This is a genomic window from Catonella massiliensis (assembly GCF_016651435.1).
In the GTDB taxonomy this organism is placed as follows: domain Bacteria; phylum Bacillota; class Clostridia; order Lachnospirales; family Lachnospiraceae; genus Catonella; species Catonella massiliensis.
Genome location: NZ_JAEPRJ010000001.1, coordinates 217,638 through 230,140, shown reverse-complemented (window position 1 = coordinate 230,140; position 12,503 = coordinate 217,638). Strand labels below are relative to the sequence as shown.

Genomic DNA, 12,503 nt, shown 5'->3' with positions numbered 1-12,503 from the left:
CCTCTTTAGCGAATCTCTGCTCCACTTGGCATAGTATTTTCAGGTGTCATAAGTGAAAGATTGCCCTCTGCATCCTCAGCACAAAGAAGCATTCCCTGTGACAGTACTCCTGCAAGTTTAGCAGGCTTAAGATTGGTAAGCACCATCACTTTCTTGCCAACCATGTCCTTAGCCTCATAGTTCTTTCTGATTCCTGAAACTATCTGTAAGGTCTTACTTCCTACCTTTACCTGTGAACAAAGCAGTTTCTTTGACTTTGGTACTTCTTCACATTTAACAATCTCTCCTACCTGAAACTGGCACTTCATAAAGTCATCAAACTCTATCTCAGGCTTAGCTTCAAGTTCGATAGCCTCAGCACTTTCAGCCTTAGCCTCCCTGCCATAGAGCTTATCAAGAGATTCCTTTGCCTCTGCCTCATTTATCTTTCCTGCCTTAAGCAGGTTGTTAATTGCGGTCTCACTGCTCTTTATAAATTCTTCCCTCTGAGCCTTCACAATCTTTTCTGTCTCAGCAAGAACCTCTTTTACATCCTTTCTTGCAAATAGCATCGAAGGGTTTTCTTCTACCTTTGTTCCATTTTTAATCAGCCCGAACTTATCAAGCTCACTAAACTCACGAAGCTCTGAGTTAAATGCCTTAGCTATTTTCTCTGAAGTCTCAGGCATGAATGAATATAAAAGTGAAGCACCTATCATTATGCTCTCTGAAAGGTTGTAAAGCACCTCTTTCAGGCGAGGCAGCTTATCCTCCTCTTTAGCGAGTATCCAAGGCTCAGTCTCATCTATATACTTATTGCAGCGCTTAAATAAGGTAAATATCTCAGAAATTGCATCAGCAGCACGAAGCTCCTTCATCTTGTCAACTACCTTGTGGAGGCAGTTTACGGCAATTTCCTTAAGCTCAGCATCCACAGGTTCTTCTACTCCTGTAGACTCAAGCTCTCCGTTAAAGTACTTATTGCTCATTGCTATTGTTCTGCTTACAAGGTTGCCAAGTGTATTAGCAAGGTCAGAGTTGTAGCGCTCAGCCATGAGCTCCCAAGTGATTACTCCGTCATTTTCATAAGGCATTTCGTGAAGTACGAAGTAGCGTACGGCATCTACTCCAAAGAGGTGGGCCATATCGTCCGCATAGATAACATTTCCCTTAGACTTACTCATCTTCTCTCCACCCTGTAAAAGCCAAGGATGACCGAACACCTGCTTAGGAAGAGGTTCATCAAGAGCCATAAGGAAGATAGGCCAGTATATGGTATGGAAACGGATAATGTCCTTACCTATAAGATGTAAGTCCGCAGGCCAGTATTTCTTATAAAGGTCTCCATGGTTTCCATCTGCATCATAGCCAAGACCTGTGGTATAGTTTGAAAGGGCATCAAGCCATACATAGACTACATGCTTAGGGTCAAAATCCACAGGTATACCCCAAGTAAATGAGGTTCTTGATACGCAAAGGTCCTGAAGTCCCGGAATGAGGAAGTTGTTCATCATCTCATTTTTTCTTGAGACAGGCCTGATAAAGTCAGGGTTATTGTTGATATGTTCAATAAGCCTGTCAGCATACTTACTCATCTTAAAGAAGTAAGCCTCTTCCTCTGCAGGATGCACATCTCCGTGGCACTCAGGACATTTTCCGTCCACAAGCTGTGCATTGGTATAAAAGGCTTCACACTCAGTGCAGTACATCCCCTTATAAGAACCCTTGTAGATATCACCCTTATCATAAAGCTTCTTAAATATCTTCTGTACCTGCTTCTCGTGGTCAGGATCTGTAGTACGGATGAAGCGGTCGTAAGAGGTGTTGCAAAGGTCCCAAAGGCGTTTAACCTCTGCTGCCACGCTGTCTACAAATTCCTTAGGTGTCTGTCCTGCTTCTATTGCTCTCGTCTCTATCTTCTGTCCGTGTTCATCTGTTCCTGTCTGAAACCTTACATCATAGCCTTCTTTACGCTTAAATCTGGCTATTGCATCTGCAAGAATAATCTCGTAGGTATTGCCAATATGTGGCTTTCCTGAAGTATAAGCTATCGCTGTTGTAATATAATATGGTTTTTTCTCTGACATTTTTTTCTCCTGTCTTTTTATAGGTTTGCCTTTTAAGTCTACTTTCCTAACTGCATTTTGTCAACTGTATCAATTTTTCCTTTTTTTGGCTATCCAACCGCTAAAAGTAATGATATAAGCAAGTAATATAACTCCAAACGTACCTCCTACCAAAGCCGTGGCCTTCTTGCTCCTTTTATGCTCGGTTTCCCTGGTTATTACTGCTCTGACATTACTTTTATTTCCAGCCGCATCAATAGCCTGAAGCTTAATATCATTTTCACCCACAGCGAGCCTTTGAGTGAAGCTAAAACTTCCTTTCTTTACATCTTTTCTCTGTCCATTCATAATGAGGGTGGCATCTTCGGAACACTCACCCGTAACCTCTATCTTGCTGTCAGAGGTTACCGCACCGTCTATGACCTTATCAAGCACCACCTTTGGTTTAACGGTGTCGATTATCATCTCTTTGGCATAGTTCTTTATGTTGCCATTCTCATCGGTTACACTTACAACTATCTCCACATCTCCGTCAGATACCGGCACGGTATAGGTTCCGCTCGCCTCTGAATCACTTGCTTCGGACTTTCCATTCACACTTATATCTACCTTACAGTTACCGGTAAATAATACGTCTATCGGTATTTCATCTTCATTAGATATCTCTTGCACCGAGAATCTCACCATGGCATTTGGCTTTTTCCTATCAGGCAGGTCATAAAGCTTAAAGTCTCCGTTGTTGCCGTTAATATTGATATTTGCCACATAGTAAGATACATTTTCTATACCTTCAGGTATCTCAGCAACAAAGGGATTTTCTTTGGTATAATTCTTTGAAATCTCCTCTAAGGTATCGCTGTTATAAAAGCCAACCAGATAGTTTTTATCGTCTTCTCCATCCCAACTTATCTCAGCCTTATCATCCACATATCTGCCAGTTATTCCTTCTACTAAGGGCTGCTTACCACTGTCTTTCATAAACTCTATGCCGGCTAAATACCTGTCTCCCGACACATAGGCAGGTAACTCCATTAGTTTTTCAGTGGATTTTTTACCTTTCTTGGATACAAACTTAAAATAATAATATCCTGAGTTAGGTACTCTCACATTTATCTTTTCTTCTCCACTTGCACCTGTACTCTTTAACTTAACCTCAATCCAGTCAGTATCTGTTTTTTTAGTAGAATAATATACTGTATTGGCAAGCTTGTCTTTTTTGTCCACCCCAGTAACAGAGAAGCTAACAGTCACTATTGCACCGCTTGTCACACCTTCCTGTTCACTATCCTGCTCCACAAAAAAAGAGTTCACTTTAAAAGCCTTCCCCATCTTCTGGGAAGCCTCTAAGTGAACTCCTTTATAAGGTAAAAGTGTAAATGTAAAACACAAAGTAAAGAAAATAAATAATATAATCTTTCTTTTATTCATAGTTTTTATCAAACCACAAATCAGGCGCGAAAACCTCTGCTTTCCATAGCAGAAGCTACCAAAGTTTCATCCAGGTCAAGTCCTCTTCCATAGGTAATGCCTGCATATACTCTTTGGGTATTCTCCATAACAGGCTTAGACTCATCTGTCTTTGCCACTTCTCTGAAGCTGTCACCAAGTTTTCTTAGGACCTTTTCTGCGGCTTCTATCTCCTCTTTCTTTCCACTCACCAGTGCAAAGTTAAGGCATCTGCTTACATAAATATATAGGCTTGCAAGATTCTTACTGACCTCATAATTCATGTCAAGGCTTACAAGCAATTCCTTCACAAAGGAAATTGCCTGTTTAATCTCATTTCTATATGTTTCCCTGTCACCTTCTGCAAGTGCCTTTTTTGCCAAAGCGAGATTTTCTTCTATTATATCATATATTATAACAATAATCTCGCTTTTATTTGCAGAAGTTATTCTTCTTGTAAATATTTTTACAGACTCAGCTTTCAACTAAGCTACCTCCAATTAACTCTGTAACAATGTAAGTATGGTGTTAGGGCGCTCATTAGCCTGAGCAAGCACGCTGGTTCCCGCCTGTGAAAGCACCTTCTGCTGTGTAAATTCGGTCATTTCCTCAGCCATGTCGGTATCCACTATTCTTGAGAACGCACTAGTCATATCTTCTGTAGTTTCATCAAGACTTAGTATGGTATGTTCAAGTCTGTTCTGGTATGCACCTAGCTTTGCACGCTCAGCTGATACCATTGTGATAGCCTTGTCAACCATCTCTATAGCATTTTCAGCCTCCTTGCTTGATCTTAAATTGATTTTGCTAAGTCCCAAAGTCTCCGTATCTATCCTGTCAATGCTTACATCAAAGCTCTCGCCTGTGTTAGCTCCTACCTGAAGAGTCATGTAGCCCGCATCAAATACTGTGAGCTCAACCTCTCCACCCTTGTCATTCTCTGTCGTATAGTCGTTTACCTTAAGCTCAAGCTCAAAGCCGTCTCTGTCCTTGATTACAACCTTGTCTCCGTCCACATTTACAGTAGCTGTTTTCTCAAAGCCTTCATCAAGTGTAACCTTAGCATCCTTACCTCTTGGTGCAGGATCTACCTTCCTTGGCAGTCCAAGTGCAGCAGCAAGCTTATCTGCATTATCCTCTGCTGATACTGTATTGCCGTCTTCATCCTTTGTGGCAGTTCCCTCTATTTTGATATCTATCTTAGCCTTGCTTCCATACTCTTTTGTTACAAAAAGCAATTCTATCCCTTCATCAAGTGCTTCTGCGGTGTAGCCTCCGTAAACTTCTTCACCGTTTGCATCAGGTCCTCCGCCATTGCCTGCAAGGCTGATGCCTGCTCTTTCAGCTCCTGTCCTTAGCTTATTTAATACTGTTTCAGCCGAATCGCCCGGTTTGATGTCTACTACTTCACCGTTAATGATGACTCTTCCCTGTACCTTTGAGTTCTCGCCAAAGTCCGCACCATTTACTGAGCCGCCTGTATACACTGCCTTTTTAGGATCTTCCTCAACTGTCAGCTTATATTTCCCATCAGGTACTATCTCAGTAGAACGAATTACCTCTACTCCTGTATTCTTTGTTACAGAGCGTCTTCCAACCTCTCCGTTAAGGAGGGTATTCTGGTTAAAATCCGTATCTGTGGATATCCTGTTTACCTCAGCAAGTAACTGATCCACTTCCTTCTGGATAGCATCTCTGTCATCACCTGAGAAGGTATCGTTGGCAGACTGAACTGTCAGTTCTTTAACACGAACGAGTATGGCACTTACTTCATTAAGTGCTCCCTCTGCTGTCTGAATAACCGAGATACCATCTGCTGCGTTCTGGGAAGCTCTCTCCAATGAATGAATCTGGGTACGCATTCTCTTTGATATAGAAAAGCCTGCCGCATCGTCTGCCGCGTGGTTTATCTTTTGGCCTGATGAAAGCTTCTGGGTGCTTTTATCAAGTCTTCTGTCAACCCTGCTAAGATTGGTATTTGCTCTAAGTGCTGAAATATTATTGTTTATTCTCATTTTAAAACCTCATTCTCTAGCCTCTGATACCAAGAACCTTAAGTAAATGTGTTGCTACCACCTTTGCAGTTCTGTAAATATCAGCTGTTTTAACATTATCACTATATATATCGTCAGAATTTGTAATTTGTGAAGAGGATGCACCCAGATGATAAGAAATTTCTCCAATTTCCATATCAAGGTCTGCAAGTGCGCTCTTAAGCACGTCTTCATTGGTCTTTAGGTTGTCAAGGCTCTCCCTTGATTCAGTCTTAAAATAACCCATTACCCTTTCACTTACTATCCTAAACTCTGAAGTCACTGTCTCATTGTCGGTGGTTAAGATAATTCCTACCTTGCCCTTATCCACCTCAGCCTTACCCTTTCTTACTGTAAGAGAGAGATCCGCAAGTTTGTCCTCATCATAGATGAAAGGAATGTCATAGGTCTTAGTCTCTTCTCTTTTTACTGATAGAGTAATGGTCTTCTTAACCGCCATCAGTCCTTTAAGGCTGTCGTACCTCATTTCAGACGATTCCATCATCTTGGCAACCTTTTTGCTGAGTGCATCAGTAATAGCCTTTTCATTTTCTGCGGCAAAACGGTCTCCATCAAACTCGTCTATGAACTTCTCGGCAAGGTCATTTACCTCCCTTTTCTCTCCTCGGGTCATTTCACGGACTACGCCAAGGAGGCTCTTTCTTCCCTTTGCTATATCTGACTGGGCAAGCACATTTGAAAATGTAAGCTCAGCTCCCTCATCTATTAGCTTTTCTACATCAGTAGACTGTATTTCTCTAGCTATTTCTGCTTCCTTCTCTTTGTAATACTCTTCACCTACTTCACTAAGGCTCTCCTTAAGCTCTCCTGCAAGAAGCTTTGCATAAGCCCTATCTATCTGATTGTCTATCTTGTCAGCTCCGCCAAGTACGTTGGTAAGCTCACCGAAATTATCATCTACCTTCTCATTAAAGCCTCCAAGCTTCCTTGTTCTTACGGCTGATAGCATATTTCTAAGTGTAAGGCTCTGATTGGTTAGACTCACACTTCCTACCGCCGCATCATCACCCTTTTCAATCTGGTTAAGGAGGCGGTATATGCCTATATAAGCCTCCCTTTCAGTCTCGCTTACTTCACCGCTTCTTTCGAGATTATATAAGTATCTGCTATACTTTTCATCACTCGGAATAACCTGTTCATTTATCTCCTTTGCAGCCTTAAGAAGCTCTTCCATATCCATATCAAGCGGATTGGTGCCCGATTTTATGAGGCTTGCAACAGTAGCAGGCTTTAATTCCTTTAGCGCTGTCTCTGTAAGAACCGCGGCAGACTTCATCTTAGTAACAGACTCAACAGTCACCTCTGCCTTATTATAAGCTAAAAGCCTTACAGCCTTTCTGTTAGCGTCTGAAAGTTCCAAACCGTTATCCTTTAAAACCTCATCAATATTACCAAATGCCTTGCGAATATTGTCTCCAAGGTCTGACCTAATCTCTGTTGCGCCCTTCTCATAAGCGATACCAGCCTCGTGATATGAAGCAAGTGTAATCTTTGTCTCCTGCCTGAAGGTTTCGGATACTGCACCTATCTTATAGTCTTGGCTGTATTCTTTCGTAATTGCATAAGAGCGTATAGACACCACGCTTCTTAAAAGCTCTATCTGATTTGTGCTGTTTTCTATCTTACCTGCTCTTTCAGTAGTATTACCGAGAGGCTTAGCGCCGTCAAGTAAGCCCTTAAAATAGCTTTCCTCTTCTTTTCTAAGATTGTCAACAAGTCCCTTTAGGTCGGTCACATCTATTTTAATGCCTTTATTTAGCATATTTACTGCTGATTCCTCAGTAAGCTTAAGCCTTATTTCTTCAAGGCTTCTTCTCTTTGTAACCTCAGTAATTGTTATCTCTGTGGTACGTCTGAAATAATTAACCACATAGCCTGCCTGCCTGTTGTTTGCATTACCAACTATGACATCAGGAGTTGCCTTCCCCTCAGAAAGGCCATTTGCAATCTTAGAAGCAAGGTTATTAAATCCCTTTTCACTTCTGGCTTCTTTTTTAAGCTCACTAAGACTTAGGTACTTAGCTACACTGGCGGGAGTGATTTCCATTCCCTTGGTAAATAGCCATTTCGCTGCCTCAAGGCTTTCACCATCTGCAGTTACACCCTTATTTTCAAGTAAGCTTACCGCCTGGTCAGATACCTTTTCCCAAGTTTCTTCAATCTCCGCATTTACACTAACCTCGCTGTATGACTCCATATGCTCCATTTTGTAGATGTTTGCAATGGTCTCAGGCAAGTCCGCCTCCACCATACGGCTTATGGTAGGCTCATTTATATTGGATACCACCTCTTTTGCAAAGTTCACCGCAGAAGAGAGTTTGTCCATATTCTCCCTTGTTACTGCCATCCCAGAGTTTTCAAGTTGCTTTGCTAAGGTAGAATCGCCAATTGCAGAATAGGATATTTCCTTTATATCGTCCGCAGCTTCACTAAGCTTTTCTGCCTGCTTAGCGAGGTTTTCCCTGCGTATTTCTCTGTTTTGAACTATATTTTCAATACTCTTCTTTACCAAATCCGCATCGGAGTCCTTAGCGGATACTCCCTCGTCCTCAAGCTCCTTAATCACATCAGGAGAAAGACTTTTGGTATTGTATTCAAGGGTTTCTACAGCTTTATCAGCCTTTTCCTTGAACTTATTAAGCTCTCTGTCTTCTTCTTTTAGCTTATTGACTGTATCACCATATGTTAGAGTCTTTGTTCTTATGTTCTTATTGGATGCCTCTCCAAGGCTTATCTTTTCGTAAATAGGTTCCTGTACTTGAACATCTTTATCGATATCTTTAAGTCCCGTCTCAAGTACCTTTGTACTATCTTTTACACTGTTTATCTGCATAGACACCTCGTCATAATGTTAACCTATATTAACCGCAACACCTGTGATATGCTGCTTTGACGGCAGCTCCCGCCACTGCATATCTTAGTTGTTCCACAATACTTATAACATTTATGTCGGCAAATCTATGTATTTTATTAAGCCTGATAATAAAGGTGAATATAAAATTACCTCCTAAAAAAGAAAAAAGATAGCAACACAAGGCATCTACATACGTAATATGCGTGTATCGTTATCTTTTTTCTATCGAGTACCCCAGAATGACATCCCCAAATGTCCAATTCCATTCCGCTACGAAGCCAGTTCGTCTTCCTACTCTCTCCTGTCGACAGTATTATTCTAGCACCATTTGTGCATAATGTCAATAAAATATATTTAATTGACATAATAAATTTATATTTTGCACAATTTATAATTAGACTAATATTATGATACAAGTGTCAAAAGTATAAAAATTCGATTGGGGCTTGCTTGTAAGAAAATTCATCATCTTTTGACACCTACATCGTATTATTCAGCATATATAAGCACAAGTTTCTTTAATAGTTCCACTATCTTAAACATAGCATCAACAGAAACATACTCATACTTGCCATGGTAATTCATTCCACCTGTACAGATATTAGGGCAAGGAAGTCCCATGTATGAAAGCGAGGCTCCATCAGTACCTCCTCTGATTGGTTCTACTCTTGGCTCAATTCCAAGCTCTATCATAGCCTTCTTAGCATTTTCTACAAGATGCATATTAGGCTCAACCATTTCTTTCATATTGTGGTAAGAATCTGTGATTGTAACATCTGCTGTACCCTCACCGTATTTTGCATTGATGAATTCTCCCACCTTTGCAAATAACGCTTTTTTAGCCTCAAATTTATCCGCATCATGGTCACGGATAATATAGTTTAACTTAGTTTTCTCAGTATTTCCTTCAATTTCAGTAATATGGAAAAATCCCTCATAGCCCTCTGTACAGTAAGGGTCTTCATACACAGGCAGCATAGCCTGAAATTCCATAGCTATTCTGATGGCATCCTTCATCTTCCACTTTGCAGAGCCCGGATGGATGGATACTCCGTTTATAACCACCCTTCCGCTTGCTGCGTTGAAGTTCTCGTATTCAAGCTCTCCAAGCCTTCCTCCGTCTACCGTATAGGCATAGTCAGCGCCGAATTTATCTACATCAAAGTACTTGGTTCCATTTCCTACCTCTTCATCAGGGGTGAAGCCTATTCTGATTTTACCATGCTCTATTTCAGGATGTTCCTTAAAATAAGCCACCATACTGATAATCTCGGCTATACCTGCCTTATCATCAGCACCTAAAAGTGTAGTCCCGTCTGTAACTATGAGGGTTTCACCCTTAAATTCAGGAAGAGTAGGGAAGTCGCTTACCTTCATCACCACATTTAGTGCTTCATTTAACACTATGTCCCCGCCGTCATAGTTTTCTATTTCACGAGGCCTTATATTGGCGCCTGAGATAGCATCACTTGTATCCATATGTGCAATAAAACCAAGCACAGGCAGATCTCTATCTGTAGTAGCTGGAAGTGTCGCAAATACATAGCCATGGTCTAAAAGCTCCACCTCGCTAAGTCCAAGCTCAGTAAGCTCCTCGACTAAGAACTTTGCCAGTTCAAGCTGTTTCGCTGTACTTGGAACCTCGTCAACCCCATCCTGTGACTGAGTATCAAATGATACATATTTTAAGAACCTGTCTTTAACTGTTTTCATGGTCTTCTCCTTTTCCTTTATATAGTTACGTATATGGTCACGCTTAGAATTATAAATGTCTTATTTAATTTTATCTCCCTTGGCTGCCCTCTTCTTTAGTTTAAATTTGCTCGTCTTATAGCTGTCTCCATCAAATTCTACTTCTGTAACCGCACTGACTTCTACAGCCACAGCCTTAACCTCATCATCAGCAGCAAGGCTTATTCCCTTAACTCCCCTGCCGCTCTTCTTCATTTCAACCACTTCATCAAGAAGATAGGAAAGGCCTATTTTCTTCTTCGTAAGCATATAGACTCTAAGGTCGTGTGAGAGTATTTCCGCTGCACTTAGCACTCTTACGCTAAGTAGCTCATCATCCTCTTCTAGCTTGGTAGCAAGCATCACGGATCGGTTTGTGTCAAATTCAACTCCTGAAACCAGCTTTACAAATCCCTTCTTAGTAGCAAAGAAAACCATTGATTCATAAAGCACTGCAAATGAGGTGTAGAGAATAATCTCTTCCTTACCCACCTTCGAGATATTATGTACCAGAGTCCCCTTATCCCTAAGCCTTACCTTTGGTATATCCTTTACTTTCACCTGATGCATATTGCCACTTGCAGTAAATATGCATAGCCTGTCTGTGTTTCTCATAAGTATCTGTGTCGGATACTCATTAAGAGCCTCTTCATTAGCCTTTGAAATGCCTGACACATCCACACTCTTAGCATATCCAAAGCGGTCTATAAGCACATATACATCTTCTTCTTTTACTTCTTCAACATAGACCTGCTTTTCTTCATTCAAAAGCTCCGTCCTTCTAGGTCTGTCAAAGTTCTTAACATTTGCCTTCAAATCGGTCTTTATCACCTTATGAAGTTCGCTTTTATCTGATAATATCTTGTTATACTCATCTATATTGTTTTTCAGGTTTTCTGCCTCGGAAGTAAGCTTTAAGACCTCAAGTCCAATGAGCCTGCTAAGAGGCATAGCAAGGATGGCATCAGCCTGTGCCTCAGTAAAGTCAAAGCCCTTTGCCTCCTTCTTAGATGCCTCGGACTTGAATTTAATCTCAGCTATATTGCCGTTTACAAGGCAGTCCTTTGCCTGCTTTATAGACTCAGAACCCCTTAGCACCTCTATAATAAGGTCGATTACATCTACTGCCTTGATGAGTCCGTCTACGACCTCTGCTCTAGCCCTTGCCTTTTCCAGTAAATGAGTATATTCCTTGGTATATAGCTCCTCTTCAAAGCTAAGGAACTCCTCTAATATCCCCTTAAGAGAGAATATCTTAGGCTGCTTATCCCTTACTGCAAGCATATTTACGGAATATGTATCTTCCAAAGGAGTCTTCTTGAAAATGCCGTTTAAGAGGTTTTCTACATTTCTTCCCTTCTTTACCTCAACTACTATACGGACATCTGCTGAGGACTCATCCCTCACATCCGCAATTTCGTCAAACACCTTATCCTTCATAAGGTTTACAAGGCTTTCCACAAGCCTTGACTTATTGCCGGTGGAAGTAAACGGAATCTCTGTGAATACTATATTTTTCTTTCCATTATCTCCGTCTTCAATTACATACTTTCCTCTTACACGGAGCCTGCCTTCACCGTTTTCATATATTCCTGCTATTTCATCTGCATTTGAAATTATTCCACCTGTTGGGAAATCAGGTCCAGGTATGTATTTCATTAACTTTTCAGTGCTAAGCTCAGGATTGTCAAGGAGGGCTATAGCCCCCTTTATTATCTCTCCCGGATTGTGAGGGGGTATATTGGTAGCCATACCTACAGCTATACCTGTAGTTCCGTTGATTAGAAGAAACGGGAGCTTGGCAGGAAGTATGACAGGCTCTTTTTCTCTCTCGTCAAAGTTTGGTACAAAGTCAACAAGGTTTCTGTCAAGTCCTGTAAGCAGGTTCATAGCTCCTTTTGAAAGCCTTGCCTCAGTATAACGCATAGCCGCCGCAGAGTCTCCGTCTATGGAGCCAAAGTTTCCGTGTCCGTCAACCAAAGGCACTGACATAGACCATTCTTCAGCCATATGCACAAGGGCATCGTAGATGGAAGAGTCACCATGTGGGTGGTACTTACCCATGGTATCACCGACTATACGGGCAGACTTTCTATGCTGCTTGTCAGGAGCAAGTCCCAGTTCATTCATTGCATAAAGGATTCTACGCTGAACAGGCTTAAGTCCGTCTCTTACATCAGGCAGAGCTCTTGATATAATTACGCTTACAGAATAATCTCTGTAGGAATTCTTCATTTCCTCAGAAAAGTCCTGAATAATAATATTTTCCTCTGTTACCATACCTCTCACTTCCTATAAATCAATCAAAAATTTGTCCACAACCCTAATTGTCAAACTTTCTGTTCCTTTGACTATAATCCGCCAATACCGAAA

Annotated in this window: 7 protein-coding genes; all 7 read right to left on the bottom strand. The window is 41.2% G+C overall.

Going from position 1 to position 12,503, the window contains the following annotated elements; translation table 11 throughout:
• Positions 1–5: 5 nt before the first annotated feature.
• Positions 6–2,066, bottom strand: a complete 2,061-nt coding sequence (gene metG / locus JJN12_RS00920) for a methionine--tRNA ligase (protein ID WP_208427932.1) — start codon at positions 2,064–2,066, stop codon at positions 6–8.
• Between the two features lie 69 nt (positions 2,067–2,135).
• Entirely contained in the window at positions 2,136–3,356 is a 1,221-nt protein-coding gene (locus JJN12_RS14435; protein WP_208427931.1) for a hypothetical protein, read from the bottom strand.
• A 137-nt stretch (positions 3,357–3,493) separates the two neighbouring features.
• Positions 3,494–3,976 carry a flagellar export chaperone FliS gene (locus tag JJN12_RS00910; protein ID WP_208427930.1) on the bottom strand — a complete coding sequence of 161 codons (483 nt, stop codon included), beginning with the start codon at positions 3,974–3,976 and terminating at the stop codon, positions 3,494–3,496.
• 15 nt (positions 3,977–3,991) lie between these two features.
• Complete coding sequence (locus JJN12_RS00905) at positions 3,992–5,506, bottom strand: flagellin N-terminal helical domain-containing protein (RefSeq protein ID WP_208427929.1); 1,515 nt, start codon at positions 5,504–5,506, stop codon at positions 3,992–3,994.
• Positions 5,507–5,522: 16 nt separating this feature from the next.
• Entirely contained in the window at positions 5,523–8,378 is a 2,856-nt protein-coding gene (locus tag JJN12_RS00900; RefSeq protein ID WP_208427928.1) for a DUF6240 domain-containing protein, read from the bottom strand.
• 510 nt (positions 8,379–8,888) lie between these two features.
• Positions 8,889–10,112, bottom strand: coding sequence for a peptidase T (gene pepT / locus JJN12_RS00895; protein WP_208427927.1), 1,224 nt, complete (start codon positions 10,110–10,112; stop codon positions 8,889–8,891).
• Between the two features lie 60 nt (positions 10,113–10,172).
• Complete coding sequence (locus JJN12_RS00890; RefSeq protein WP_208427926.1) at positions 10,173–12,410, bottom strand: DNA gyrase/topoisomerase IV subunit A; 2,238 nt, start codon at positions 12,408–12,410, stop codon at positions 10,173–10,175.
• Positions 12,411–12,503 lie beyond the last annotated feature (93 nt).